The organism is Micromonospora arida, assembly GCF_003857035.1.
Lineage (GTDB): Bacteria > Actinomycetota > Actinomycetes > Mycobacteriales > Micromonosporaceae > Micromonospora > Micromonospora arida.
On the sequence record NZ_QGSY01000161.1, the window covers coordinates 15,461 to 40,904 of the forward strand.

Annotated in this window: 25 protein-coding genes; 16 read left to right on the forward strand and 9 right to left on the reverse strand. The window is 71.6% G+C overall.

Features of this window, described 5'->3' with window-relative positions:
• Positions 1-29 precede the first annotated feature (29 nt).
• Positions 30-503 (reverse strand): MarR family winged helix-turn-helix transcriptional regulator, encoded by a 474-nt coding sequence (locus tag DLJ58_RS12515; protein WP_124855993.1) that lies wholly within the window; start codon positions 501-503, stop codon positions 30-32.
• Positions 504-642: 139 nt separating this feature from the next.
• On the opposite strand from DLJ58_RS12515, the gene DLJ58_RS12520 reads away from it, so the two are divergent.
• Positions 643-1,203: an NADPH-dependent FMN reductase gene (locus DLJ58_RS12520; RefSeq protein WP_124855995.1), complete on the forward strand. Its 561-nt coding sequence runs from the start codon at positions 643-645 to the stop codon at positions 1,201-1,203.
• Positions 1,204-1,259: 56 nt separating this feature from the next.
• Here DLJ58_RS12520 and DLJ58_RS12525 read toward each other — a convergent pair whose 3' ends face one another.
• Positions 1,260-2,198 carry an SDR family NAD(P)-dependent oxidoreductase gene (locus DLJ58_RS12525; RefSeq protein ID WP_124855997.1) on the reverse strand — a complete coding sequence of 313 codons (939 nt, stop codon included), beginning with the start codon at positions 2,196-2,198 and terminating at the stop codon, positions 1,260-1,262.
• Between the two features lie 137 nt (positions 2,199-2,335).
• Here DLJ58_RS12525 and DLJ58_RS12530 point away from each other — a divergent pair, with 137 nt between their 5' ends.
• Positions 2,336-3,241, forward strand: a complete 906-nt coding sequence (locus DLJ58_RS12530) for a LysR family transcriptional regulator (protein ID WP_124855999.1) — start codon at positions 2,336-2,338, stop codon at positions 3,239-3,241.
• 16 nt (positions 3,242-3,257) lie between these two features.
• Here the strand turns inward: DLJ58_RS12530 and DLJ58_RS12535 are convergent, their stop codons facing one another.
• Positions 3,258-4,175, reverse strand: coding sequence for an RNA polymerase sigma-70 factor (locus DLJ58_RS12535; protein ID WP_124856001.1), 918 nt, complete (start codon positions 4,173-4,175; stop codon positions 3,258-3,260).
• Positions 4,172-5,374, reverse strand: coding sequence for an NAD(P)/FAD-dependent oxidoreductase (locus DLJ58_RS12540; RefSeq protein ID WP_124856003.1), 1,203 nt, complete (start codon positions 5,372-5,374; stop codon positions 4,172-4,174). Before DLJ58_RS12540 ends, DLJ58_RS12535 begins: the two co-directional genes overlap by 4 nt.
• 125 nt (positions 5,375-5,499) lie before the next feature.
• Here DLJ58_RS12540 and DLJ58_RS12545 point away from each other — a divergent pair, with 125 nt between their 5' ends.
• Positions 5,500-6,771, forward strand: a complete 1,272-nt coding sequence (locus tag DLJ58_RS12545) for an MFS transporter (RefSeq protein ID WP_124856005.1) — start codon at positions 5,500-5,502, stop codon at positions 6,769-6,771.
• A gap of 115 nt (positions 6,772-6,886) precedes the next feature.
• Here DLJ58_RS12545 and DLJ58_RS12550 read toward each other — a convergent pair whose 3' ends face one another.
• Positions 6,887-7,372 carry a GNAT family N-acetyltransferase gene (locus DLJ58_RS12550; RefSeq protein WP_124856007.1) on the reverse strand — a complete coding sequence of 162 codons (486 nt, stop codon included), beginning with the start codon at positions 7,370-7,372 and terminating at the stop codon, positions 6,887-6,889.
• 133 nt (positions 7,373-7,505) lie between these two features.
• Between DLJ58_RS12550 and DLJ58_RS12555 the strand changes: the two genes are divergently transcribed.
• Positions 7,506-8,168 (forward strand): fasciclin domain-containing protein, encoded by a 663-nt coding sequence (locus DLJ58_RS12555; RefSeq protein WP_124856009.1) that lies wholly within the window; start codon positions 7,506-7,508, stop codon positions 8,166-8,168.
• Positions 8,169-8,220: 52 nt separating this feature from the next.
• Here the strand turns inward: DLJ58_RS12555 and DLJ58_RS12560 are convergent, their stop codons facing one another.
• Together DLJ58_RS12560 and DLJ58_RS12565 are read right to left on the reverse strand one after the other, a co-directional pair.
• The gene (locus tag DLJ58_RS12560) at positions 8,221-9,240 is read right to left on the reverse strand and encodes a phosphotransferase family protein (protein WP_124856011.1); all 1,020 of its coding nucleotides are present in this window, start codon (positions 9,238-9,240) and stop codon (positions 8,221-8,223) included.
• Positions 9,237-10,310 carry a LacI family DNA-binding transcriptional regulator gene (locus DLJ58_RS12565; RefSeq protein WP_124856013.1) on the reverse strand — a complete coding sequence of 358 codons (1,074 nt, stop codon included), beginning with the start codon at positions 10,308-10,310 and terminating at the stop codon, positions 9,237-9,239. Before DLJ58_RS12565 ends, DLJ58_RS12560 begins: the two co-directional genes overlap by 4 nt.
• 93 nt (positions 10,311-10,403) lie before the next feature.
• On the opposite strand from DLJ58_RS12565, the gene DLJ58_RS12570 reads away from it, so the two are divergent.
• The 9 genes from DLJ58_RS12570 to DLJ58_RS12610 all read left to right on the forward strand — a co-directional run bounded on the left by DLJ58_RS12570 (position 10,404) and on the right by DLJ58_RS12610 (position 18,852).
• Entirely contained in the window at positions 10,404-10,748 is a 345-nt protein-coding gene (locus DLJ58_RS12570; protein ID WP_124856015.1) for a cupin domain-containing protein, read from the forward strand.
• On the forward strand, positions 10,741-11,457 hold the full coding sequence (locus DLJ58_RS12575; RefSeq protein WP_124856017.1) for a cupin domain-containing protein: 717 nt from the start codon (positions 10,741-10,743) through the stop codon (positions 11,455-11,457). The genes DLJ58_RS12570 and DLJ58_RS12575 overlap by 8 nt, the downstream gene beginning before the upstream one ends.
• 164 nt (positions 11,458-11,621) lie before the next feature.
• On the forward strand, positions 11,622-12,593 hold the full coding sequence (locus DLJ58_RS12580) for an ABC transporter permease (RefSeq protein WP_208741055.1): 972 nt from the start codon (positions 11,622-11,624) through the stop codon (positions 12,591-12,593).
• 23 nt (positions 12,594-12,616) lie between these two features.
• Complete coding sequence (locus DLJ58_RS12585; RefSeq protein WP_124856019.1) at positions 12,617-13,621, forward strand: ABC transporter substrate-binding protein; 1,005 nt, start codon at positions 12,617-12,619, stop codon at positions 13,619-13,621.
• Between the two features lie 43 nt (positions 13,622-13,664).
• Positions 13,665-14,420, forward strand: coding sequence for an ABC transporter ATP-binding protein (locus DLJ58_RS12590; RefSeq protein WP_425271310.1), 756 nt, complete (start codon positions 13,665-13,667; stop codon positions 14,418-14,420).
• 38 nt (positions 14,421-14,458) lie between these two features.
• The gene (locus DLJ58_RS12595; RefSeq protein ID WP_124856023.1) at positions 14,459-15,610 is read left to right on the forward strand and encodes a Gfo/Idh/MocA family protein; all 1,152 of its coding nucleotides are present in this window, start codon (positions 14,459-14,461) and stop codon (positions 15,608-15,610) included.
• Positions 15,607-16,758 carry a dihydrodipicolinate synthase family protein gene (locus tag DLJ58_RS12600; protein WP_124856025.1) on the forward strand — a complete coding sequence of 384 codons (1,152 nt, stop codon included), beginning with the start codon at positions 15,607-15,609 and terminating at the stop codon, positions 16,756-16,758. The genes DLJ58_RS12595 and DLJ58_RS12600 overlap by 4 nt, the downstream gene beginning before the upstream one ends.
• A gap of 116 nt (positions 16,759-16,874) precedes the next feature.
• Positions 16,875-17,678, forward strand: coding sequence for a sugar phosphate isomerase/epimerase family protein (locus DLJ58_RS12605; RefSeq protein ID WP_124856027.1), 804 nt, complete (start codon positions 16,875-16,877; stop codon positions 17,676-17,678).
• Positions 17,671-18,852 carry a purine-cytosine permease family protein gene (locus DLJ58_RS12610; protein ID WP_124856029.1) on the forward strand — a complete coding sequence of 394 codons (1,182 nt, stop codon included), beginning with the start codon at positions 17,671-17,673 and terminating at the stop codon, positions 18,850-18,852. The genes DLJ58_RS12605 and DLJ58_RS12610 overlap by 8 nt, the downstream gene beginning before the upstream one ends.
• Here DLJ58_RS12610 and DLJ58_RS12615 read toward each other — a convergent pair.
• Positions 18,849-19,373, reverse strand: a complete 525-nt coding sequence (locus DLJ58_RS12615) for an aspartate carbamoyltransferase (RefSeq protein ID WP_124856031.1) — start codon at positions 19,371-19,373, stop codon at positions 18,849-18,851. The two genes, DLJ58_RS12610 and DLJ58_RS12615, sit on opposite strands and share 4 nt — an antisense overlap.
• Positions 19,360-19,797 carry a MarR family winged helix-turn-helix transcriptional regulator gene (locus tag DLJ58_RS12620; protein WP_124856033.1) on the reverse strand — a complete coding sequence of 146 codons (438 nt, stop codon included), beginning with the start codon at positions 19,795-19,797 and terminating at the stop codon, positions 19,360-19,362. The genes DLJ58_RS12615 and DLJ58_RS12620 overlap by 14 nt, the downstream gene beginning before the upstream one ends.
• A gap of 82 nt (positions 19,798-19,879) precedes the next feature.
• Between DLJ58_RS12620 and DLJ58_RS12625 the strand changes: the two genes are divergently transcribed.
• From DLJ58_RS12625 to DLJ58_RS12635, 3 genes are all read left to right on the forward strand, one after another.
• On the forward strand, positions 19,880-21,202 hold the full coding sequence (locus tag DLJ58_RS12625) for a GNAT family N-acetyltransferase (RefSeq protein WP_124856035.1): 1,323 nt from the start codon (positions 19,880-19,882) through the stop codon (positions 21,200-21,202).
• A gap of 339 nt (positions 21,203-21,541) precedes the next feature.
• The gene (locus DLJ58_RS34875) at positions 21,542-24,613 is read left to right on the forward strand and encodes a S8 family serine peptidase (RefSeq protein ID WP_124856037.1); all 3,072 of its coding nucleotides are present in this window, start codon (positions 21,542-21,544) and stop codon (positions 24,611-24,613) included.
• A 185-nt stretch (positions 24,614-24,798) separates the two neighbouring features.
• The gene (locus tag DLJ58_RS12635) at positions 24,799-25,308 is read left to right on the forward strand and encodes a hypothetical protein (protein WP_244218912.1); all 510 of its coding nucleotides are present in this window, start codon (positions 24,799-24,801) and stop codon (positions 25,306-25,308) included.
• Positions 25,309-25,444: the final 136 nt, after the last annotated feature.

Consider the following 25,444-nt stretch of genomic DNA (forward strand, 5'->3'; position numbering starts at 1 on the left):
GAGTTCTGAGTCGCGCTGCTGTTCACGGCTCAGTCGGTCGGCTCTGCCGTGCCGGCCCGCTGGAACGCGCGGGCCAATTGGGCGAGGTCGAAGCCCTCGAAGTGCTGGAGGAACCGGCGGCGTACGGCGGCCAGGTGGCTGGGCCAGGCCTCCTGCAGGCGGGCGTAGCCCGCGTCGGTGAGGACGGCGTTCCAGCCGCGCGCGTCCTCCTCGCACCGCTCCCGTCGGACCAGGCCCTGCGTCTCCAGCCGGATGATCGTGCGGGTCATGCCGCTGAGGGAGAGGTAGCAGAGCGCGGCCAACTCGTTCATGCGCATCCGCCGGTCCGGTGTCTCGGAGAGGTTCATCAGCGCGGTGTACTCGGTGAGCGGTAGCTGACGGTCACCGACCATGTCCGCGTCGATCGCGCGGGGCAGGACGTGCATCACCTGACCCAGGGCGCGGACCAGGGATTCCTCGTCGGGGGTGAGGGGTTGCGGAGTCGCTGCGGAGGGGTTGGGCATCCTCCCATCGTACTTGTTTGACCGAGCAAATGCTTACCCTCCGTGTGACCACGCCCATAGGCCAGATATTTGCTTGACCAATCAAGCTCCGGTTAGCGTTTCCCGTCGTCAGGCAAGGACCCTCTGAAAGGCGCCACACATGACCAGGATCGGGATCATCCTCGGAAGCACCCGCCCGGGGCGTAACGGCGAGGCCGTCGCCCGCTGGGTGCTCGAGATCGCCAAGCAGCGCTCCGACGCGGAGTACGAGCTGATCGACCTGCTCGACTACCAGCTGCCGCACCTCGACGAGGCGTACCCGCCCTCGATGGGCCAGTACACCCAGCCGCACACCAAGCGGTGGGCCGAGACGATCGCGTCGTTCGACGGGTTCATCATCGTCACCCCCGAGTACAACCACTCGACCTCGGGCGCCCTGAAGAACGCGATCGACTTCCTCTACTCCGAGTGGAACAACAAGGCCGTGGGCTTCGTCAGCTACGGCTCGGTCGGCGGGACGCGCGCCGTGGAGCACCTGCGTCTGATCTCCGGTGAGCTCCAGATGGCCGACGTGCGTTCACAGGTCGCGCTGTCGCTCTTCACCGATTTCGAGAACTTCAGCGTCTTCAAGCCCAACCAGTTCCACCAGGACTCGCTGACCGCCACGCTCGACCAGGTGGTCGCCTGGAGCACGGCGCTCGCTCCGCTGCGCAAGGGCTGAGCGTTTCACGTCGTCCGGAAACGGCCGCGCGGGATCCCGCGGCCGTTTCCGGACGTTCAGGCACGCTGCGCGCCGGCGAACAGGTCCAGCGAGAGCTGCCACAGCCGCGCCGCCGCCGCGGGGTCGATCGCGTGGTCGGCGACGCCGCTCAGCGGGTCCGCCGGGTCGTGGCGCACCGCCTGCTGGCAGTCCTCGAAGTACCGGCCGCCGATGCCCTCCAGCTGCGGCCCCGCAGCGAGCAGCACGGAGGTCGCGGCCCCCTGCTGCGGGGTCTTGAAGTCGAACGCCGGAAGCTGTGCGTAGTCCTCCTCGGTGAGGTGCCGTCCCAGGTTGGTGGCGACCGCCCCCGGGTTGGCCACGTTGACGGTGATGCCGTCGCCGGCCCAGCGCCGGTTCGCCTCGACCGCGAACAGCGCGGTGGCGGTCTTCGACTCGCCGTATGCGAGCAGACGGTCATAGGGGCGTGCCCGGAAGTTGACGTCCTCGAAGACCATCGGGGCCGAAACGTGGGCGATGGAACTCAGCGACACCACACGGGCCCGACCGGCCTCGGCGAGCGCCCGGTGCAGCCCGTTGGCGACTGCGAAGTGACCGAGGTGGTTGGTGGCCAACTGCAACTCCCAACCCTCCGCCGTGCGCATCTCGGGGGTCGCCGACACCCCGGCGTTGTTGACCAGGATGTGCAGGGGCCCGTCCCAGGCGGCCACGAACGCGGCGACCGACCGCTGGTCGGACAGGTCCAACGGCGCGACCCGGAGCAGCCGGTTCCCGGTCCCGGCGCCAACCTCCCGCGCCGTCCGTTCTCCGGCCCGCACGTCCCGTACCGCCAGGGTCACCTCGGCGCCCGCCGTGGCGAGCGCCCGGGCGGTCTCCACCCCGATGCCCGACGAGGCACCGGTGACGATGGCGCGTCGCCCGGTCAGGTCGACACCGGCCACGACGTCGGCGGCGGTGGATCGGGCGTTGAACGGTGTGTTGACGCGTGTTTCCGACATGAACGTCTTCCTTCGGTTGGTGTCCTCACGTGGCCGTGCCGGTTCGCGGTACCGGTGCCGCCCTTCGCACCGATCGTGCGCGGAGGTCTGAGCGGACGGCCAACACGCTCTTCCTGGCGTGGCTACAGTCTGTTCCTGTGGCGACGCCTGAGCTGCGACAACTGCGGTACTTCCTGGTCCTCGCGGAGGAGCTGAGCTTCACCCGGGCCGCCGTCCGCCTGATGATCGCCCAGCAGTCGCTGTCGCAGCAGATCACCGCCCTGGAACGCGCCCTCGGGGCGAAACTGTTCGACCGTGACAGCCGCGGCACCACCCTCACCGACATCGGCGCCCTGTTCGTGCCCGAGGCGCGCGCTGTCACCGACCGCGCCGAGCAGGCCGTCGCCGTCGTGGAACGGGCCCGGCGGGGTCAGGTCGGCACCCTCCGGCTCGCCTTCCTGACCACCGTCGCCAATCACCTGCTGCCCCCGGTGGTCCGGGCAGTCCGCCACCACCTCCCCGACCTGCACGTGGCCACCGAGTCCACCAGCATCGCGACCCTGGTGCAGGGCGTCCTCGAAGGGCGGTTCGACGCCGCCTTCACCCGGACCCCGCTCGTTCCCGGCCTGGAGTCCAGGAGACTGACGACCGAACCGGTCTGCGCGGTGCTGCCCGAGGGCCACCCGCTCGCCGGGCGCGACGAGTTGACCCTCGCCGACCTGGCGAACGAACCGTGGGTCATGACCCCGCGCAGCTCCTGGGAACCCTGGCACCGCGCCTACGAGGAGCAGTTCCGGGAAGCGGGCTTCGTACCGACCGTCGTTCAGGAGGAGGCCGGCGTGCAGAGCCTCCTCGGCCTGGTCGCCGCCGGTCTCGGCGTCACCCGGCTCGCCTGCTCGGCGGCGAGCCTTCGCCGCACCGGCGTGGTGTTCGTTCCGCTGTCCGGCGCCTACGCGTACACCGAGATGGTGTGGTTGGCGGGCAACACCGCGCCCGCGCTGCACCGGTTCCTGGACGTGGTCACGGAACTCGCGGCGACCACCGACCTCACCAGCACCGGCTGACGGCGAGCCGGCCGGCTCACCGCGCCGCGAGGTGGTGGGTGGTGCCGTCGGCGACGGCGCGAAGCTTGTCGGGGTTGGCGACGTTGTGGATGGCGGTGATGCGACCGCCGGCGTCGATGTCGAGGGAGACGGTGGCGACCACCCGACCCCCACCGCTGAACACCAGACCCGGCCCCCCGTTGATCTCGACCAGGGCGGCACGCATGTCGTGCGGCGCGACGCCCTGGTAGGTGACCGTGCCGATGGCCGCGAACCACGCGGCAACCGTTCCCGCACCCCTGATGGGAAGCAGGGCCTGGCGGACCTTGCCGCCACCGTCGGTCCACAACGTGACGTCCGGAGACAGCAGCTCCAGCAGGGTGTTGATGTCGCCACCGGTCGAGGCGGCGAGAAATCGCTCGGTGACCCCACGCTGCTGCGACCGGTCCGCCGTGAAACGTTGCCGCTGGCCTCGCACGTGCTCGCGAGCCCGGTGGGCGGTCTGGCGGACCGCCGCCTCGGAGCGCTCCACCGCCGCCGCGATCTCCGCGTGGCTGAAGCCGAAGACCTCCCGCAGGACGAACACGGCACGTTCGAGCGGGCTGAGCGTCTCCAGCACCACCAGCATCGCCATCGACACCGACTCCGCCTCGGTGACGGCGTCGGCGGCGTCCCCATCGGTCAGGACGGGTTCGGGCAACCACGGCCCCGGATAGGTCTCGCGGTGGTGCCGGGCCGAGCGCAGGCGCTGCAACGCGAGGTTCGACACGATGCGGGCAAGGTACGCCCTGGGGTCGGCGACCTGGGAGCGGTCTGCCGAGGACCAGCTGATCCAGGCGTCCTGCACCGCGTCCTCGGCATCGGCCGCGCTGCCGAGGATCCGGTAGGCCACCGAGAACAGCAGGTTGCGATGACTGTGGAACACCTGCTCGTCGGCGTCCGGCCGGTGCGTCACCGCGCGTCCCGCAGGCGGGTGAAGCGGCCGCCGCGCGGCCAGAGCGCGCCCGAGGAGGGCAACCGCGACATGCGACGGTAGGTCGGCCAGGGCGAAGCGCTCACGGTCTCCTTGTACCAGACCGCCATCCGCCCGGTCAGACACCCGCGGCGAGGGCTGTCGTCGGGGCGGGTGAACTGCACGACCGCGTCGTTACGGCCCAGGCTCACCGGCGTGTGGTAGTAACCGAACCGGAACGGCCTGGGTTGCCTGCCCCGCAGCGCGCGGGCGATCGACACCGCCGCGTGTACACCGGTCGGCATCCCGCTCTGGCAGGTGCCGTGCAGCACCCCGTAACCCTGCCGGATCGCTGCCGCATCGCCGATCGCGTACACGTCGGGGTGCGACACCGACCGCAACGCGGAGTCGGTGACGACGCGACCGCGTTCGTCGACGGTCAACCCGGCGGCGGCGGCCAGCGGCGCCACCCGGGTACCACCCGTCCAGAGGACGACGTCGGCCGCCACGGTCTCCGCACCGGCCAATTCGACCCCGTCGGGCCGGACCCTGGTGACCGCCGCTCCGGTGATCACCTGGACGCCGAGGCGGGTCAGCGCGCCCCGCAGGTACGCCCGGGCCTTCGGGTTCATGCTCGCTCCCGGGTCCTGCTGGCCCACCAGCGTGACACCGATCTGCGGGTGCCGTTCCGCGATCTCCGCGGCCGCCTCGACCCCGGTCAACCCGCAGCCGACCACGACGACCGTGCCGGCACCGAGCCGTGCCAGCCGGTCCGCCAGCGTGGTCGCGCCGCTCGGACCGTCCAGGGCGTACGCGTGCTCCTCGACGCCCGGGACCGCCGCCGTGTCCGTCACGCTGCCCAACGCGTAGACCAGGGTGTCGTAGCGCAGCACCCGACTGTCGTCGACACGGACGGTCTTCGCGTGGGCGTCCACCGCCGTCACCCAGCCGCGCACGAACTGCGCACCGGTTCCCGCCAGCAGCTCAGGGATGTCCAGCTCGGCGAGCCGCTGACCGGTCGCCGTCATGTGCAGCCGGAGACGCTCGGTGAACCGCTCCTGCGCGTTGACCACCGTCACCTGCACGTCGGCCCGCCTGGTCCGGGCCGCCAGTTGGGTCGCCGCGGCCATGCCCGCGTAGCCCGCGCCGAGGATCAGTACGCGGTGTGTGCCCGCCGGGACCTGTCGATGCGCTGTGCTCATTGTTCCGCCTCTCTGATCGGACTGACGACCACGAGATGCGTGGCGCTCGTCGGTTCGTGACATGGCAGCGATGTGACGCCCGCCACGGCCGGCGCAGGAGGGGCGCGTTCACTACCCTTGGCGCGATGAGCCGATCCGTCGCCGCTGGTCGGGCTCCGCTCTGGCGGGACCGGACCTTCGGCACGTACTGGGTCGCCCAGTCGCTCTCCGCGGCCGGCGACTCGTTCGCCTACCTGGCGGTGCCGCTGCTGGTGCTCCAGGCGACCGGGTCGGTGGCGCAGATGGGCCTGCTCACCGCCGTCGCGGGCGCGGCGTCCGTCGTCGCCGGGATCTTCGGTGGGGTGCTGGTCGACCGGTACGACCGGCGCACCCTGATGATCGTGGCGGACCTGACCCGGCTGGTGCTCTACGCCCTGGTGCCACTGGCGTGGCTCGCGGGCCCGCAGGTCTGGCTGCTCTTCGTCGTGCTGCCCATCTGCGAGGCGGCCGGCATGCTGTTCCAGGTCGCCGCGGTGACCGCGGTCCGCAACCTCGTCGACTCCGACCGGATCACCGAGGCCAACGGCCGGTTGCAGGCGACGTACGCGTCGGCGGCCGTCCTAGGGCCGCTGCTCGCCGGTGTGGTGGCGGCCCGCTTCGGCCCGGCCACCGCCATCGCCGTCAACGCGGCGAGCTTCGCGCTCTCGGCGGCCGGCCTGTGGCTGATCCGACTGCGCCCCGTCCAGGTGGACGAGGGGGTGGCCCGGCAACGCCCGCTGGCCGAGTTCCTGGCCGGGGCGCGGTTCCTGTGGCGACAGCCCGTCCTGCGCGCGCTGACCGTCCTGTTGTCGGTCTTCATCTTCCTCACCTACGGCTTCGTCGACGTGCTGATCTATCACGTCACGCACGACCTCGGCGGCTCGGAGGGCACCGTCGGCACGGTGCTCGGCCTGGCGGCGCTGGGCACGGTCGCCGGCGCGCTGCTGGTGGCGCCGCTGCGCCGCCGTCGCGGCTTCGGCGCCACCTGGATCGGCGCGCACGCGATCTGCGGTTTCGCCGTGGCGGGGGTCGGCCTCGCCACCACCGTGCCCGCGGTCACCACGCTGACCGCGGTGTACCTGTGCTGTCTCAGCGTCGGCGGGATCTGTTCGATGTCCCTGCGGCAGGAGATCACCCCCGATCACCTGCTGGGCCGGGTCACGTCGGCGTTCTGGAGCACGCACTACGCCCTCGGTCCGGCCGGGGCTGTCGTGCTGACCTGGGCCGCCGGCCGCTACGGTGCGCCGGCGGTCACACTCACGGCCGGCGCGGGGTGCCTGCTGGTCGCGGTCGGCGCCCTCTTCACCCCGATCCGCCGTGCCGGCGCGGAGCCGGCCGCCGGCCAGCCCAAACTGCGCCCGGCCCCGGCCGGCGGCTGAGTCCTCCCGGTCGATCATGGACTTATGGTGGGCGCGTTGTGAGCGCCTGCCCCTTTTGCACACCACCACAAGTCCATGATCGACCGGAGGCCGGCGCGGGCCGGCGTGGGCGCGGTCAGAACTCCTGGTACATCACGTGCAGGCCGACCCGGCCGAGGGTGGGGTGACGGAACGCGCCTGGCACGGTCCCGACCACCTCGAAGCCCTCCCGCCGATACAGCCGCACCGCCGAACTGTTGCTCTCCGCCACGGCGTTGAACTGCATGCCGGCGTACCCCTGCCGGCGGGCCCAGGTGAGGGCGTCGCGGCACAGCGCGGTGCCCACGCCCCGGCCCCGCGCGTCGGCGGCGACCATGAAGCTCGCGGTGGACACGTGCGCGCCCGGCCCGGGCCGGTTGGTGCCCATCTTCGCGGTGCCCAGCACCCGTTCGCCGTCGACCGCCACGACGGTCCGCCCCGGCGCCGCCTCGACCCACATGCCGTACGACTCCTCGGCGGTCATCGCGGGGTCGTAGGGGAACGTCTCCTGGGCCCGGATCACCTCCTCGATGATCGGCCACACCTGCGACCAGTCCCGGTCGACGAACTCCCGAATCAGCACCCGGGGAGGTTAGGCCCGGGCAGGAGCCCCGGACAATCCGTTATCCGTGGGTGCATCTGCGCGGCCTACCCGGTGCGAAGCATGGATCGTGACGAGACGTCACGGATCCGTCGCTTCGACGAAAGGCCCGCTGATGAAGATCGCACGACTCGCCGCCAGGATGGCGGTGGGCGCCATGGCCACCGCGCTGGCCACCACGGCCATCGCTGTGCCGGCCGCTCAGGCGACCGGCAAGGCCAAGCCGCTCGGCACGAACTCACTCGCCGCGGTGCTCACGAAGGACACCAGCGGTTTCGACCGCAACTCGCGGGACTTCGACGTGCTGACGGCGGCTGTGCTGGCCGTGTTGGAGGCCAAGCCGAACTCTCCGGTCAAGGTGCTCACCGATGGCACCGTGGCGCTGACCGCGTTCATCCCCACCGACGCTGCCTTCCAGCAGTTGGTCCGCGAGATCACGCAGGCCCGGAAGCTGCCGAGTGAGAGTGCCGCTTTCACCGCCGTAGCCGGGCTGGGCATCGACACCGTCGAGTCGGTGCTGCTCTACCACGTGGTCCCGGGGGCAACCATCGACCGCAAGACGGCGGTCCGGGCCGACGGCACGGACCTGACCACCGCGCTCGGCTCGACCGTCGAGGTCGACGTGCGCACCTACCTGTACTTCTTCCGGCAGGTGCGACTGGTCGACGCCGACACCGACGACCGTGACGCGCGGGTCGTCTCCTACGACGTCAACAAGGGCAACCGGCAGATCGCGCACGCCGTGGACCGGGTGCTGCGCCCGATCGACCTGCCCTGACCGAGGGCGGGTGGCGTCCGACCACGCGTCGGACGCCACCCGCGCCGGGCGGTCAGCCCGAGGCGAGCGCGGCCAGTTCCTCGTCGAGCAGGGCCGTCAGCCCGGCCTGCCGTCCGGGATGGCTGTGCGCGGTCATCCCACGGCTGGGCATCTCCACAATCATCAGCAGGTACAGGTGCAACCGGTAGAGACCGAGCCGGCGGCGTGCCGAAGCGTCCAGCACCAGCGGTTCGGCTGCGCTGGCCTGGTAGCCGCGCAGCAGAGGGTGCTCCGGCTCGTCCTCGACGCGCCGGAAGAGCAGCGGCGACACCAGGTCCAGCAGTGGGTCGCCGTAGAGGAACCGCTCGCCGTCCACCAGGCCGCGCAGCCGCAACCGGCCGTCCCCGTCGGGCGCCACCAGCACGTTGCCGTCCCAGCAGTCGAAGTGCAGCAGCGCGGGCCGGCGCACCTCGTCGAGCACGTCGCCGTGCCGCCCCACCAGCGCGTGCAGCTGCTCCGGGGTCACCGGCAGTGGGACGTCCCAGTCGACCGCGTCGGCCAGGAGCGCGTCGAGCATCGCCGTGAACGCCGCCCGCCAGGTCGGTGCGCCGGCCCGGTCGTCGTCGTACCCGAACCGCTCACCGGTCACCCGGTGCAACGCGGCGAGAGCCACCCCGAGGTCGTAGCGCGCCGGGCCGTCGTCGACCACGACACCGGCCTCGGCCAGGTCGGCCAGCGACCGGCCGGGCAGCAGCGCGGTGACCAACCACTCGCCGTACGCCGGGTCGGCGCCGCGCCAGAGCACCGGGGGGACGGGCACCTGCGGCGCCCGCTGCGCGACGAGCCGAAAGTACCGCTCCTCGGCAGCGCAGAGCCCGCGCTCGTAGCGCAGCAGCGGCGTTCCGGCCGGCGGAGCCAACTTCAGCACCACCCGACGGTCGTCGTCGAGCAGCGCCCACCAGACCGTCGCGTAGCCGCCGCCGGCCAGCGGGCCGGCGTGCTTGACCCGGGTGTGTGGCCCGAACGACGCACCGACCAGGTACGCCACATCGGCGCGCGTGAGGGGCCGCTGAGTCGGGCTGGCACCGGTCATGACGTGCTGTCACCTCGTCGTGCACGTGGCGCGGAACCTGCCGTGGCGCGGGTGGACGGTGGGACGAAACCGGCGGTGTCGCGGCGGACCAGCTCGGCGGGGAGCACCTCGACCCGGGGCGTCGGGGCCCCGACGCCGAGCACCAGGGACATCGCCCGCACACCCATGTCGACGAGGGGCAGCCGCACGGTGGTCAGCGCCGGGGTCACGTCCCGGGCGATCGGCATGTCGTCGAAACCCAGCACCGAGATCTGCTGCGGCACGGCCAACCCACGCGCGCGCAGGGTGGCGAGCGCGCCGATGGCCATCGAGTCGTTGAGCGCCACGATCGCGGTCAGCTCCGGGTCGGCGTCGAGCAGTCGGGCGGTGGCCTCGGCGCCACCGTCGCGGTCGAACTCCGCGTACCGGATGCGCCGTTCGGGCAGCTCGCGGCCCTGCTCGCTGAGGGCCTGCCGGAGCCCGGCGAGCCGGTCGGTGGTGGTGGTCAGGATGCGCGGGCCGGCGACCACGCCGATCGCGCGGTGCCCCAGACCGCACAGCTCCCGCCCGGCGAGGTAGCCGCCGGTCCGGTTGTCCGGCATCACCGCGTCGCCGGAGTGCTCGTGCCGGCCGATCACCGCCACCCGCCCGCCGGTGGCCTCGTACGCGGCGAGCTTCTCGTTGAGTTGCCGGGTGAACGCCTCGTCGTGGTAGCCCGAGCCGGCCAGGATCAGCGCCGCCACCTGGTGGCCGCGCAGCAGCTCCACGTACTCCAACTCGCGGTCCGGGTCGCGGTAGCTGTTGCAGATCATCAGCAGCCGGCCCTGGTCGGTGGCGACCCGTTGCAGCCCTCTGGTTATCTCGGCGAAGTACGGGTCGGAGACGTCGTGCACGATCACGCCGACCGCGCTGCGGTGCGAGCGGGCCAGCAGTTGGGCGTGCGCGTTCGGCACGTACTGCAACTCGGCGACGGCGGCGAGCACCCGTTCGCGCAGCTCATCGGTGACCGGCTTGCTGCTGCCGTTGATGACGCGGGAGGCGGTGGCGGGCGAGACGCCCGCACGGCGGGCCACATCGGACAGGGTCGCCATGGCCCGCCCCCTCGATCTGTTGACGGCGTTTCGTCGTGCCGGCTAGCGTCACCGTACCGCAGAGAAAGCCCTTTCCCGCAGGGAGGTCCGGCCGTGTCCGATCGCTTCGCGGTACTTCAACTTGACGACCTGCCCGCCCGGCGCTGCTCGTGTGGGACCACCCGCCGGGGTTTCATCGCCGAGAGCGAGGGCCAGGCCAGCGTGCATCTGCTCCAGGTGCAGGACGCGGTGACCCACCACCACCGGATCGCCACCGAGTACTACGTCGTGCTCGCCGGTGAGGGCGAGATCGAGCTGGACGGCGTCCGGCACCCGGCCCGGCCGATGTCCGCGTTCCTGATCAAGCCGGGCTGCCGGCACCGGGCGATCGGCGATCTCACCGTGCTGCTGGTGTCCCTGCCGGCGGCGGACGACGCCGACGAGTACTTCGATGCGTGATCGGCCGGCACCGCTGCCCGGCGGGGTCGGCGTGTCCCGGCTGCGCGTCTACGACACCGTGGCCGCGGACGGCCTGGTCGGCGGCACCCCGCACGTGCACCTGTGCTGCACAGAGGGGTACGTGGTGACCGACGGCGAGGGCGCGGTGCAGACCCTGACCACGGCCGGCTACCGGGAGACGCCGCTGCGGCCGGGGGTGGTGGTCTGGTTCGAGCCGGGCACCGTGCACCGCCTGGTCAACACCGGCGGGCTGCGCATCGTGGTGCTGATGCAGAACAGCGGCCTGCCCGAGGCCGGCGACGCGGTGCTGACCTTCCCACCAGAGGTGCTGGCCGACCCGGCCGCGTACGACGCCGCGGCGGCGTTGCCCGACGGGGGAGCGCCGGGCGCGGACGTGCACGCCGCGTACCGCCGTCGGGATCTGGCGGTGACCGGCTTCCAGGCGCTGCGGTCGGGCGGTCCGGCGGCGCTGGCCGCGTTCCACGCCGCCGCGATCGCCCTGCGCCAGCCGTTGCTGACGCGGTGGCGGCAGCGGTGGGAGGCCGGCGCGGGCCGCGCCGCCGCCGACACCGCCGCGCAGCTCGACGCCCTGGAGCGGGGGGATCCCGCCCATCTGGGCGACGCCGGTGTGTACGCGGTGAACGAGCCGGTCGAGCGGGGCCGGTTGGGCATGTGCGGCCTCCTCGACACCTATCCGGCGACCGGCTGACCGTCCCTTCGGGACAGTTGGCGGACTGCCAGGCATCGGCGGAAACAGATCGAGGAAAGGCCTTGCCCGGCGTGAGGGGGCCGCCTACGCTCCAGGAAAGCGTTTGCCTGATCCGCCGAATGCCCGGTCCATGGGTGCCGTGCCGGGCCCCGAGGAGGTTCCGCGTGACCGAGAACTCTTTGGACACGGCGGGCCGGCAGGCCGCCGCCGACCAGGCCAGTGGTGCGCGAGCAGCCGCTGCCGGGCCCGGCAGCGTTGGTGCGGGGGACGGCCTCGACGGTGCGGCCTCGTCCACGGTGGCGATACCGCCACCCAGCGGCGGCCGTCCACCACGTCCCACGCTCGGTCGCCGGGCGGTGACCTTCGCCGACTCGCTCTGGCGCCCGGCGCTGGTGCTCGCGGTCTTCTTCGCCGCCTGGTGGTTCGTGGCGGCCCGCGAGTACGTCCCGAACTACCTGGTGCCCACCCCCGGCCAGGTGTGGGAGACGATGACCACCCAGTGGTCGGAGCTGGCCCGGCACACCCTGGTCACCCTCTACGAGACGGTGCTCGGCTTCGTGCTGGCCGCCGCGTTGGGTCTGGTCACCGCGGTCGCCATCGCCTACTCCCGCACCCTGGACAAGGCGCTCTACCCGATCGTCCTGTTCGCACAGGTCATTCCGAAGATCGCCATCGCTCCGCTGCTGGTGGTCTGGTTCGGCCTCGGCCTCACCCCGAAGATCATCCTGGCGGTGCTCATCGCGTTCTTCCCGGTGGTCATCTCCGGGGTGGCAGGGCTGCGCTCCACCGACCCGGAGTTGCTCGACCTCGCCGCCACGATGGGCGCCGGGCCGTGGCGCACCTTCCGCAAGATCCGCTTCCCGAACGCGTTGCCGCACCTGATGGCCGGCCTGAAGGTGGCCGTCACCCTCGCCGTGGTCGGCGCCGTGGTCGGTGAGTTCGTCGGCGCCAGCGAGGGGCTCGGCTATGTCCTGTTGCTGGCCAACGGCAACCTCGACGCCCCACTGCTGTTCGCCGACCTGATCCTGATGTCGGCCATCGGCATCGTCCTGTTCGTCCTGGTCGAGATCGCCGAGGCACTGCTCATTCCGTGGCACGCCAGCCGTCGGGCCGGCGTGTCCCTCACCACCTCCTGACCGACCCCATCACGGAGGCACCGATGAAACGCACCGCCACCACCATCCTGGCCACCGCCGCCCTGCTCCTCGCCGCCACCGGCTGCGGTGGGGACGATCCCGCCGGCAAGACCGGCGCGGACGGCAAGAAGCAGGTCACCCTCACCCTCAACTGGGTGCCCTACGGCGAGCACGCGCCCTTCTACTACGGCCTGCAGAAGGGTTACTACTCCGCCGAGGGCATCGACCTGAAGATCCTGCCCGGCAACGGCTCGGGCAACACCATCAAGCAGGTCGCCCAGAAGCAGACCGACTTCGGGTGGGCGGACAGCCCGGTGCTGCTGAAGTCGGTGGCCAGCGGCATGCCGGTGCGCAGCCTCGGCGCGTACCTGGAGAAGGGGCCCTCCTCGGTGGAGTTCTTCACCGAGGAGAACATCAAGACACCGGCCGACCTCAAGGGCAAGACCGTCGGCGGCACCCCCGGCGACGCCCTCTACGCCACCTTCCCGGCCTGGCTTGAGAAGAACGGCCTCAAGAAGGACGACGTCAAGGTGGTCAACGTCGACGCCGCCGGCAAGATCGCCGCCCTGGCCGAGGGCAAGGTCGACGCCATCATGGGCTTCTTCCACGACCAGGCGCCCACCATCGAGAGCAAGACCGGCAAGAAGGTCGACGTGCTGCTCTTCGCCGACTACGGGATGAACCTGCTCGGCACCGGCCTGATCGCCAACACCCAGACCCTGCAGAAGGACCCGGAGTTGGTCCGCAAGTTCGTCCGGGCCACCCAGAAGTCCTGGGCCGACGCCGCCCGGGACCCGGCCGGCGCGGTGAGCGCGATGACGGCTCTGGCCGAGAACGAGCCGGCGCCCGAGGTGCTCACCAAGCAGCTCACGCTCAACATGCCGCTGATCGGCGCGGACGGCCCGCCCGGCGTGAACACCGAGGCCCAGTGGACCGAGACCATCAACCTGATGTCCCGCTACGCCGAGCTGAAGGACCCGGGAGCGCCCAGCGCGTACTGGGACTCCTCGTACGCGGCGCAGGGGTGACCCGGTGACCGCCGCGCCGGCAGCCACCGGCACCGCCATCGGGATGTCCGGGCTGACCGTCCGGTTCACCACCCGACGGGCGCAGACCACCGCGTTGGACGACGTGTCGCTGGACATCGAGCCGGGCGAGTTCGTCACGATCGTCGGCCCGTCCGGCTGCGGCAAGTCCACCCTCCTGAAGATCGTCGCGGGGTTGGTCAAGCCGACCAGCGGTGACGTGTCGCTGTTGCAGCGCCCGGTGCGCGGCCCGCAGAAGGAGATCGGCTTCGTCTTCCAGAAGGCCGCGTTGCTGGAGTGGCGCGGTGCCCGAGCCAACATCCTGCTCCAGGCCGAGATGCGCGGCATGGACCGGGCGCAGGCGGCCCGCCGCGCCGACGAGCTGATCGAGATGACCGGCCTGACCGGCTTCGAGAAGGCGTTGCCACACGAGCTGTCCGGCGGCATGCAGCAACGGGTGGCGCTCTGCCGCGCGCTGCTGCACTCCCCACCGGTGCTGCTGATGGACGAACCGTTCGGCGCCCTGGATGCGCTGACCCGGGAGCAGATGAACGCCGAACTGCACCGGATCTGGCGGGAGACCGGGACCACTGTGGTGCTGGTCACCCACTCCATCGCCGAGGCGGTCTTCCTCGGCACCCGGGTCGTGGTGATGAGTCCCCGGCCCGGCCGGATCATCCGCACCTTCTCGGTCGAGCTGCCGGCGCACCGCGACTACGCGCAGGTGATGTCGGATCCCCGCTTCGACCGGCTCGCCACCGACCTGCGTGGGTTGCTCGGCAGCGCGGCCGCCAACCACTGAGCGCAGATCGGCACGACCAGCACGACGGAAGGAACACCATGACCCGCAGGTCGATCGGCATCATCGTCAACGGCGTGACCGGACGGATGGGCTACCGGCAGCACCTCGTCCGGTCGCTGCTGGCCATCCGTGAATCCGGTGGTGTGGCGTTGGCCGACGGCACCACCATCTGGCCGGAACCGGTCCTGGTCGGGCGCAACGAGACGAAGCTCCGGGAGCTCGCCGAGCGGCACGGGCTGACCGACTGGACCACCGACCTGACCTCGGCGCTGGCCCGCGACGACGTCGAGATCTACTTCGACGCGCAGGTCACCCAGCAACGGGAGAAGGCGATCCGGCAGGCCATCGAGGCCGGCAAGCACATCTACACGGAGAAGCCGCTGGCCGAGGACACCGCGGCGGCCCTCGACCTGGCCCGGGCGGCGGACGCGGCCGGCGTCCGCACCGGTGTCGTGCAGGACAAGCTCTTCCTGCCCGGTCTGCGCAAACTCAAGCGCCTCATCGACGGCGGCTTCTTCGGCCGGATCCTCTCGGTGCGCGGCGAGTTCGGGTACTGGGTCTTCGAGGGCGACTGGCAGCCCGCTCAGCGGCCGTCGTGGAACTACCGGACCGAGGACGGCGGCGGCATCGTGGTCGACATGTTCCCGCACTGGCACTACGTGCTGGAGGAGCTGTTCGGCCGGGTCACCGCCGTCTCCTGTGTGACCGCCACCCACGTGCCCGAACGGGTCGACGAGGCCGGTCACCCGTATGCCGCCACCGCCGACGACGCCGCGTACGCCACCTTCGAACTCGACGGCGGGGTGATCGCGCAGATCAACTCCTCCTGGGCCGTGCGGGTGTACCGCGACGAGTTGGTGGAGTTCCAGGTCGACGGCACGGAGGGCAGCGCGATCGCCGGCCTGCGCAACTGCCGGGTGCAGCACCGGGCGGTCACCCCGAAGCCGGTCTGGAACCCGGACCTGCCGGCCACCGAGGACTTCCGCGCCCAGTGGGCCGAGGTGCCCGACAACGAGGAGTTCGACAACGGCTTCAAGGTGCAGTGGGAGGCGTACCTGCGGCACGTGGTGGCCGACGAGCCGTTCCGGTGGAACTTCCTGGCCGGCGCGCGCGGCGTGCAGCTCGCCGAGCTGGGGCTGCGCTCGGCCCGCGAGGGCGGTCGCATCGAGGTGCCGGAGCTGCACTCATGAGCGCCGAGGTGGTGCTACCCGGCGGACGGCGACACCGACTCGCCGGGGGTGGCGGCTTCGCCCGCCCGGCCGCGCCGGCGACCAGCCGGATCGCGTACGCCGCCGCTCACGTGGTCGCCGACCCGGGCGCGGAGAACGTGCCGGGTGCCCCGGCTGCGGTGGACTGGGACACCACCCTCGCCTTTCGACGGCACCTCTGGTCGTACGGGCTGGGGGTCGCCGAGGCGATGGACACCGCCCAGCGGGGGATGGGGCTGGACTATCCGGCCACCCGTGAGCTGATCCGGCGCAGCGCCGCCGAGGCCCGTGCGGTCGACGGGCGGATCGTCGCCGGGGTCGGCACCGACCAGCTGCCGGTCGGCCCGGCCACCCTGGCGGCGGTCACCGCCGCGTACGCCGAGCAGCTCGACGACGTCCGCGCCGCCGGCGCCCGGCCGGTGCTGATGTGCAGCCGACACCTGGCCGCCGCGGCCCGTGGCCCGGAGGACTACCTGCGGGTGTACGACGAGCTGCTGAGCGCCGCCGACGAACCGGTGGTGCTGCACTGGTTGGGTCCGATGTTCGATCCGGCGTTGACCGGCTACTGGGGTGCGGTCGACCTGGACCTGGCCGCCGACACGGTGATCGAGCTGATCAAGGCGCACCAGTCCAGGGTGGACGGCATCAAGGTGTCGCTGTTGGACGCCGACCGCGAGGTCGCGTTGCGCCGCCGCCTGCCGGCCGGGGTACGCCTCTACACCGGTGACGACTTCCACTACCCGGAGCTGATCCGCGGTGACGAGGTGGGTCACTCCGACGCGCTGCTCGGGGTGTTCGCGGCCATCGCGCCGGCCGCCGCTGCCGCGCTGGCCGCCCTGGACCGGGGGGACCTGACGGCGTACGACGAGATCTTCGGGCCCACCGTGCCGCTGGCCCGGCACCTGTTCGCGGTGCCGACCTGGCACTACAAGACGGGGATCGTCTTCCTGGCCTGGTTGGCCGGGCACCAGGACCATTTCACGATGGTCGCTGGCGCGCAGTCCGGCCGGTCCCCGGTGCACCTGGCCATGCTGCTCACCCTGGCCGACGCGGCCGGGCTGCTGCCCGACGCCGACCTGGCCGCCGCTCGCGCCCGAGCGCTGTTCACCGTGGCGGGGGTGGCCCAGTGAGCGCGAGGAGTGAGCCGGTTTTGCGAGCCCCGCAGTCGCGAGCAGAGACCAGCCCAGTGAGCGCGAGGAGTGAGCCGGTTTTGCGAGCCCCGCAGTCGCGAGCAGAGACCAGCCCAGTGAGCCTCGCGCGCTTCTCGTTCAACCAGGCGACCGCCCAGCGCTGGCCGCTGCCCGAGGTGGTTGCCGGGTGCGTGGCGGCCGGTGTACCGGGCATCGGCCTGTGGCGGGAGCCGGTGGCCGAGTACGGGTTGGCCCGCTCGGCGAAACTGGTCCGCGACGCCGGCCTCGCCGTCACGTCGCTGTGCCGGGGCGGGTTCTTCTCCGCCGACGACTGGCGCGCGGAGAACCTGCGGGCCATCGAGGAGGCCGCTGCCCTCGGAGCCCCGGAGCTGGTGCTGGTCTCCGGTGGGCTGCCGGCCGGCAGCCGGGACGTCGACGGCGCACGACGTCGGGTCGCCGACGCGATCGGCGAGCTCGCCCCGCACGCCGAGGCCGCCGGCGTACGGCTGGCCATCGAGCCGCTGCACCCGATGTTCGCCTCCGACCGGTGCGTGATTACCACCCTCGGCCAGGCGCTGGACGTCGCCGAGCGGTTCGACCCGGCTGTGGTCGGCGTGGTCGTGGACGCGTACCACGTCTGGTGGGACGACACGGTGTACGCGCAGATCGCGCGGGCCGCCGCCCGGATCGCCGCGTTCCAGGTCTGCGACTGGGTGACCCCGCTGCCGGAAGGGGTGCTGCTCGGCCGGGCGCTGCCCGGCGACGGCTGCATCGAGCTGCGTCGGCTGCGCGAGGCGGTGGACGCGGCCGGCTACGTCGGCCCGATCGAGGTGGAGGTCTTCTCCGCCGAGGTGTGGGCGCGTCCGGGCGCGGAGGTGCTCGACGCGGCGATCGCCGGCTACCTGCGCCACGTTGCCTGACGTCCCCGAGCGGCGGTGGCCGGCGGCGGTCGGTGCCTGGCTGGGCATCGGCACCGCACCCGCCACGCTGGTGCTCGGTGCGGCGATGGCCGCCCGACACGGCGGCGCGGTGCCGGTGGCCGGGCTGCTGGTCGGCGGGGTGCTGATGGCGGCCCTGCTCTGGGGGCAGGGCCGGATCGGGCTGCGCCGGCCGCTGGGCGACGGCGGGACGTTGACCGCGGTGCTGCCCGCGTACCTGGGGGACACCTCGCGGCTGCTGCTGGCGGCGGTGCTGGCCGTGTCGATGGTCGGTTGGAACGGGTTCAACGTCGGGCTCGGCGGAGCCTCGCTGGCCGCGCTGACCCACCTGCCGGGCTGGGCCGGGCCGGTGCTGCTGGAGATGGCGGTCCTCGCCGTCTCCTGGGCGCCGGCCCGGCTCGGCAACCGGGTCGCGGTGGTCACCACGCTCAGCGCGGTGGTGCTGGTCGGCTGGTGCCTGACGGTGCTTCCACCACCCGGTGCGCCGGTCCGCCTCGCTGGCGGCGGGCTCGCCGACGCCGCCGCGCTGATCGGGTACGCGGCCGTGTTCGCGCTGCGCGCACCAGACTTCAGCGTGGGCCTTTCTCGAAGGCGGGACCTGGCCTGGTGCGTGGGGCTGCTGATCGGGCCGGCGCTGCTCGGGGTGCTCGCCGGGGCCGGCCTGTGGCTGCGGACCGGCTCGGCCGACGTGGTCGCGCTGCTCGCCGCCGGCTCGGGGCTGGCCGCGTACGCGAATCTGTTCGTTGCGGTGGCGGTCTTCGCGGCGGCGCTGACCACCACGTACTCCGGTTCCCTGGCGTTGCGTGGTCTGGCTCCCCGCCTGCCGGCGCGGGCGGCGATGCTGCTCGTCGCGGTGCTCGGCGGGATGCTGGCGGTGGCGCGGTTCGACCGGCTGGTGCTGCCCTGGCTGACCCTGCTGGCCGCGGCGTTGCCGGTGCTGGTGGTGCCGATGGCCGTGGAAGCCGCGGCCCGTCGGAGCGGTCGTGCCCCGCGTACCGTGCCCGCCTGGTGCTGGGTGCCGCCGGCGCTGCTCGCGGTGGCCTGCACGCTCGCCGGTGTGGGTGTCGCCCCGCTGCTCGGTCTGGCCCTGGCCGCGGCGTGCACAGTGCTCTGGCGCCGCCGAGGGGGCGCGGACCACTCGGTTGGCGGCGCTTAGCGGGTGGCGTGCGAGCCGTGGTCGCTGACCTGGGCATCGAACCAGTGGTGCAGTGCGTCGCGGAGCCCCGCGTCGTCCGTGGCGTAGGTGGCGCGTGCACCGTCGGGAATGGCTTCGTACGTGATGGTGATCCGCCCGCCGTGTGCTCGAAGCGTTGCCAGGCCGGGCATCTCGGTGCCGTGGATGCGGGCCGGGTCGCTGAAGTCACCGCGCCGGAACCGCTCGACCTCGGCGCTCACATGCTGTTGGACAAGGGTGATCTGGGTGCTGTCCCGGGGGTCGTCGGCGACCACGGTCTGCACGCCGCCGGTGTCGGTCCTGGTGAAGCGGTGTGTGGTGCGCTCCAGGTCGAAGGGCATGACCGAAGCGCCTCGCTCGGCGACGTCGGCCTGTCGATTCGAGGTGGTCGTTGTCGGTGTCGACGGTGCCGAGTCGTCGGCGCAGCCGCCGTTGAGCGCGGCGGCAGCGACGGCCACCAGGAGCAGAGCCCGAGGGGGACGAGGGTGGTCAGAACGGTTCACCGGTGGCCTCCGCGAGGGTCTGGAGCGCACGCACCACTGACGCGCGCTGGTCGTCGGGAACGCGATCGAGCAGGGCGGTGAGCCGGGCCCGACGGGCGTCGGCCTGTCGGGCGGCGGCCGTGGTGCCCGCGGCAGTCAGCAGAAGCAGGACGCCGCGACCGTCACCCTCGGCTGTCTCCCGGTGCACCCAGCCCCGGTTGACCAGGTTGGTGACCAGGCGGCTGACGCTGCTCTTCTCCAGACGCAGCCGGCGAGCCAACTCCACCTGCCGGATCTGCCCCTCCCGGGCGATCTCCACCATGGCGTGCGCCTCGGAAACCGGCAGCGGCTGCCCGCAGGGAGTCCGGTCGGGCTGATGGAGGCCGAAGTTGCGGACGAACCGCATCAGTGCCTCCTGCGCCGCGTCGAGCTCGCCAGTCTGCATGGTTCGACGGTACAACCAGATGGTTCGACCGTGCAACCATTGTGGAGAGAACCCGCATCTGAGCCCCCACGGGAGACATGGCATGACACCGGAAAGCGACCGTTACGTGGTCCGGCCCGGCCGAGCCAGCGACGCCGCTGAACTAGCCCGCCTGCACGCCTCGGTTCAGCTCCAGGCGGTGACCGGCGGCCAACCACACCCCGGCATCGCTGCCTGGGTGGAAGACCTGCTGGACGGTCACCCCTCCGTCGTGCCCGACGACTTCCTGGTTGCCGAGGACTCGGCCACCGGATGTCCGGTGGCAAGTCTGGTGGGGCTGCGGCAGCACTGGAGCCTGGCCGGGGTTCGGCTGCCGGTGGCCCAGGTCGAGTTGGTCGGAACAGCGCCTGAGCACCGCGGCAACCGGCTCACCGAACGGTTGTTCGCCGCACTGCATCAGCAGTACGCGGCCGATGGTGTGCCGGTGCAGGTGATCGAGGGGATCCCGTACTTCTACCGGCGGCTCGGCTATGACTACTCGCTGGCGAACGACGGCGCTCCGACGGTGCCCATCGCCGCGCTGCTGGCCATCGAGCACGATCGCTCCACTCACCGCACGGTCCGACCGGCCACCGTCGCCGATGCGGACGCGCTCGCCCGCATCGACCGACGGCTCGCCGACGGGGAGGTCCTGGTCTGCCCGCGAGACGCCGCGGTCTGGCGGTACGAGATCGCCGGTCGCCGTCCGGCGGATCTCGCCCGGCGGGAGGTCGCCGTGCTGGTCCACGGCGGCGACGTGGGTGGCTACCTGGTGCACAGTTCCCGGCTCTCGGCAGCCGGTGAGCTGATCGTGTTCGCGGCCACCGCCGACCGGCCGGCCGACTGGCCGCAGGCCGCCGTCGCCATGCACAGGTACCTCGCCCAGGTCGGCCGGCGGTACGAGGCGTCGATGGAAGGGTCGTTCACCGCAGTCCGCCCCATCCTCGGCCCCGAGCACCCACTGGTCCGGCTCAGCCCGACCGGCGTACCGAGGCGGCCCAGAGGCTGGTACGTCCGCACCGGTGACCCGGCCGACCTGCTTGCCCGGCTGCAACCGCTGTTGCGGGCCCGCTGGCAGGCAGCCGGTCTGCGATGGCACGAGCCGACGATGACCATCGACATGTACGGTCGCGCCGCCCGGCTCGAATTCACCGACGGCAGGCTGAGCGGTGTGACCGGCGTGCGCGGCGCCATCAGCCCGTCCACCGAACCCGGAACCCACGCCGCCATCCCACCGGGCGCCCTACTCCAGCTGGCCCTCGGTCACCGCACCCTGCCCGAGGTGCTCGACACCTGGCCCGACTGCCTCCTCCGGGACCGCCGCACGGAAGACTTCCTGACCACGGCCTTTCCCCGGGTGCCGGTCCAGGTCTGGCCCCGCAACTGACCGAGGCTCGGCAACGGTGGGAAACGGTCGGCCAACGCCACCACCGAAGCCGGACCGGCGGCCGTCAGCGCGTCGTCGGGTGCGGCGACGGCGGGCGCCGACGGCCATGCGTCGCGCCGCTACTCGGGCTGGCCCTGGCCGGGGTGTACGCCCTGCTCCGGCATCGTCTAGAGAAAGTGATCTAGGCGCGACCGGCAGAACGTGATCTTATACGCACCGGCGATCCGTAACACCGTGCAAACCATCGATTAACCATCGGCGGCTTAGGTGGGGGAGCGCTCCCATGGGCGGGTCGCAATCGATGAGAAGCTCCACAAGGGAGCAACCGAAAGGAGCCTCGTGGCTACAGGCACGAGCGGAAACAGGCTGCGAAGACTGGCGATACCTACGCTGGTCGTCGCCCTGATCACCGGTACCACCGGTGTAGCGGGAACGGCGTCGGCGGCACCCGCTGGGCCGTCGGGTAACGGCAGTGGCACCGGCTACTTCACCGCCGGGTCCGACCGGAAGGTCACCCTGACCGACGGGGCCGACCGCCGACCCGGTGGCACCCGTGCGGCCACGCCGAAGGCAGCCGTCGACGAGACCGGCTCCGGCATGTACGTCGTCGAGTTGGCCGAGGACCCGTTGACCACGTACACCGGTGGGGTGTCCGGTCTGGCGCGGACCCGCCCCGCAGCGGGTAACCGGCTGGACGTGACGTCGACGCCGTCGCAGGCGTACCGCCGGCACCTCGACACGCAGCGGGGCGCCGTCGCCGCCGCGGCCGGGGTCACCGTCAACGCCGTCTACACCGCCGCCTTCAACGGGTTCTCGGCGAAGCTGACCGCTCAGCAGGTGAGCACGTTGCGGGCGGACAAGCGCGTTCGCGCCGTCACCGCCTCGCGGGCCCTCGGCACCCCCTCTGCGCCGCCCACCGCGAGCACGGCGACCGCCGACAACCCGACGCCCGCCACCCCCGGTGGCGCGGACCAGTCGGCGCCGACGGACCGTTCCGGCCGGCCGGCCAAGCCCGGCCCCGGCACCGGCGCGGGCATGGTGATCGGCGTCCTGGACACCGGCATCTGGCCGGAGAGCGCATCGTTCGACAAGAAGATGCCCGCTCCCGCGAACTGGCACGGCACCTGCCAGACCGGTGTGGCCTTCGTGGCCGCGCACTGCAACGGCAAGATCGTCGGTGCCCGGTACTTCGCCGACTCGTGGCTCGCCGGCGGTGGCTCGGTGCCCGAGGGCGAGTTCCTGTCCCCCCGCGACGCGTCCGGGCACGGCACCCACACCGCCTCCACGGCGGCCGGCCTGCCCATCGCGAACGTCACCATCGACGGTCGCCGCTACGGTCCCGTCTCCGGGGTGGCGCCGGATGCCCAGATCGCCGTCTACAAGGTGCTCTGGGGTGGCATGGGCTACGACGCCGACATCATCGCCGGAATCGACGCGGCCGTTGCCGACGGCGTGCAGGTGCTGAACTTCTCGATCGGTTCCGACCTCGGCGACTGGGAGGCCAACACCCCCATCGGCGTGGCGTTCCTCAACGCCTCGCTGGCCGGGGTCTTCGTCGCGGCGTCGGCCGGCAACACCGGCATCGTGAGTGGAGCTATCAGCAACGCGGCGCCCTGGGTGACCACGGTCGGCGCGGCGGTGACCAAGCTCGACGAGGCCACCGCCAAGCTGGGCGACGGCACCAAGCTGGTCGGCGGCTCGCTGGACGCCCTGCCCGGCGGTGGCGCACGGCCGCTGGTCTTCGGTGACCAGGCCGGCTCGCCGGATCTGGGCGCGGTCTACTGCGAGCCCGGCAGCCTGGACCCCGCCAAGATCAAGGGCAAGGTGGTCGCCTGCGCGCTGTCCGACATGTTCGGCTCCGCCGCCGAGATCAAGGCCAAGGGCGGGGCGGCGATGGTGGTGTTCGACCCGGTCGGCAACTACCGGATCAACTCCATCTTCAACTTCCCCGTGGTATATCTGCCGACCGAGAAGCAGGCCGGCACGCTGTTCAACTACCTGATGCGCCACCCCACCGACGCGACCGTGTCGTTGCGCACCGGCGGTGACGGCTCCAGCGTCCCGGGCATACCGAGCGTCGCGGACTTCTCCTCCACCGGCCCGGACAAGGTGACCCTCGGCGTCTTCAAGCCGGACCTGGTCGCACCCGGATCGAACATCATCGCGGCGGTCTCACCAGCGGGCAACTTCGGTCGACAGTACGACGCGTACTCCGGCACCTCGATGGCCTCGCCGTACGTGGCCGGGGCGGCGGCGATCCTGCGCGCCTCGCACCCGGACTGGTCACCCGGCGCGGTCGCCTCCGCGCTGCGCACCACCGCCACCGACACCGTCGGCACCAGCAGCCCCCTGGAGCAGGGCAGCGGCTTCATCAATCTGCCCCGGGCCACCGACCCGGGACTGGTCATCGAGCCCACTGCGGCAGAGCTGATCGAGTTCAGCGAGACGGCCGAACCCGACGGCAAGGCACTCAACCTGCCGGCCATCTCGTTGCGCGAGTACGACGGGACCCGCCCGGTGACCCTCACCCGCACCCTGACCAACGTGGGCAAGGCGCGGGAGACCTACCGTTCGTCGGTGTCCGGTCTGCCCGGCATGAAGGTCACCGTCTCGCCGGCATCGGTGACGCTGGCACCCGGCAAGTCCGCGACGGTCAGCATCACGCTGCGTCGGGGCAGCGCGCCCTGGGACCGGTACGTGACCGGGTCGATCACCTGGCAGGGTAAGGCGCACAGCGCCCGGATCCCGGTCGCCGCCCGTCCGTGGGGTATCGCGGCCCGGCCGTACGCGGACGACGGCGAGGAGTTCGCCCGGATGGCCAACGGTGCCTTCGGCATGGTCCAGCCCGGCTTCACCGGCCCGCTCGTCGGTCGCAGCACCGGTTACACCCCGATGCGGCGCACGTCGTACTCCATGCCGGCCGGCGTCTACGGGGGCGTGTTCGACCCGAGCGCCACCGGAGTGAAGAAGGTCGACTTCACCGTGCCGGCGAACACCGCCGGCATTGTCGTCAAGGCCAACACCGCCGATCCGAACACGAACCTCGATCTCTACCTGTACAAGGGCGACACCCTCGTCTACAGCAGTGACAGGTTCTGGACCAGCGACGAGCAGGCGTACAAGTTCCTGCCCGAGCCGGGGCGCTACACCGCGTACGTGTTCGCGCAGTACCCCGGTGGTCCGGTCATCGACTTCGACCTCAGTCACGCCATCATCGGCCGTAACGCCAAGTATTCCGGTGCCACCCTCACGCTGCCCTCCACCTCGGAGCGCGGTCAGGGCTTCAACTTCACACTGAAGCCGAACAAGCCGCTGGCCGAGGGTGACTTCTGGGCGTACACCGAGTACAGCACCAACGGCACGGTGGTCCCCGGCAACCTCGTCTACACCCAGCAGAGTTCCTGGCAGTAACCGTGCAACCGGGCGTGGGGCGGTGCGACGTGCACCGTCCCACGCCCGGCAGGAGATGGTCTGTCAGGCAAACGCCTGCCCCCCTTTTCTCGGATGTCTTCGCCTGGACCGAGTGTCACACTGTCGCGGTGGAGGGCTTTCGGTGTGCGAGCTGTGGGAACACGCTGAGCGTCCCGGTCCGGTTGGTGGAGCTGCCGACGGAGCCGCACTGGTCGCTCCTGGATTGCCATCACGTGAACCCGCCGCTCCTCGACCCCGGCACGTACGCCGTCGATGAGGCCGCCTATGGCCGTGATCAGGTCATCGGCACTTTCGTTCTCTCACCCGGCGACGTCCGCGGGACACGCATCGTCCATGAGCTTGTTCGCACGGGCTGCTGGTCGATGGTGGGGTGGATCCCCTGTGTGGCCTGTGAAGGCTGTGGTGCCCTGGTCGCCTCCCGGACGGACGACTGCAGGGTGGCCCAGGAAACGCGCTTCTACCCTGCGATGGTTGACCGGGTGGCGTGTGACGATGAGTCGGACCGCGCCACGGATCCTTTCGCGCTGATCGCCGACTGGGACAGCCCCGCGCCCGACACCAGACAACACGGCTGGGTGCCCGAACCGATCCGCCCTCGTCCCGAACTCGTCGCGACCCGCTGGGGCGGACGAGGTTTGAAAGAGCACCTTTTTCGAGATGACCCGCCGGCCTGACCAGCTGGCCGACGTCGGGCCTCGACGGTCGGCGTCAGGAATTGGTCCGCCTCTTCGGCAGGCCGACATGGACCATCAACGAGCAACCACTCGACCGACGGCGCACGTCCCGCCACAGCGCACTGATCTGCCGCTG

Coding starts and splice junctions, on each gene's coding strand:
- DLJ58_RS12515 (WP_124855993.1), bottom strand. CDS start 503: ATGCCCAACCCCTCCGCAGCGACTCCGCAACCCCTCACCCCCGACGAG.
- DLJ58_RS12520 (WP_124855995.1), top strand. CDS start 643: ATGACCAGGATCGGGATCATCCTCGGAAGCACCCGCCCGGGGCGTAAC.
- DLJ58_RS12525 (WP_124855997.1), bottom strand. CDS start 2,198: ATGTCGGAAACACGCGTCAACACACCGTTCAACGCCCGATCCACCGCC.
- DLJ58_RS12540 (WP_124856003.1), bottom strand. CDS start 5,374: ATGAGCACAGCGCATCGACAGGTCCCGGCGGGCACACACCGCGTACTG.
- DLJ58_RS12545 (WP_124856005.1), top strand. CDS start 5,500: ATGAGCCGATCCGTCGCCGCTGGTCGGGCTCCGCTCTGGCGGGACCGG.
- DLJ58_RS12555 (WP_124856009.1), top strand. CDS start 7,506: ATGAAGATCGCACGACTCGCCGCCAGGATGGCGGTGGGCGCCATGGCC.
- DLJ58_RS12560 (WP_124856011.1), bottom strand. CDS start 9,240: ATGACCGGTGCCAGCCCGACTCAGCGGCCCCTCACGCGCGCCGATGTG.
- DLJ58_RS12565 (WP_124856013.1), bottom strand. CDS start 10,310: ATGGCGACCCTGTCCGATGTGGCCCGCCGTGCGGGCGTCTCGCCCGCC.
- DLJ58_RS12575 (WP_124856017.1), top strand. CDS start 10,741: ATGCGTGATCGGCCGGCACCGCTGCCCGGCGGGGTCGGCGTGTCCCGG.
- DLJ58_RS12585 (WP_124856019.1), top strand. CDS start 12,617: ATGAAACGCACCGCCACCACCATCCTGGCCACCGCCGCCCTGCTCCTC.
- DLJ58_RS12590 (WP_425271310.1), top strand. CDS start 13,665: ATGTCCGGGCTGACCGTCCGGTTCACCACCCGACGGGCGCAGACCACC.
- DLJ58_RS12595 (WP_124856023.1), top strand. CDS start 14,459: ATGACCCGCAGGTCGATCGGCATCATCGTCAACGGCGTGACCGGACGG.
- DLJ58_RS12600 (WP_124856025.1), top strand. CDS start 15,607: ATGAGCGCCGAGGTGGTGCTACCCGGCGGACGGCGACACCGACTCGCC.
- DLJ58_RS12620 (WP_124856033.1), bottom strand. CDS start 19,797: ATGCAGACTGGCGAGCTCGACGCGGCGCAGGAGGCACTGATGCGGTTC.
- DLJ58_RS12625 (WP_124856035.1), top strand. CDS start 19,880: ATGACACCGGAAAGCGACCGTTACGTGGTCCGGCCCGGCCGAGCCAGC.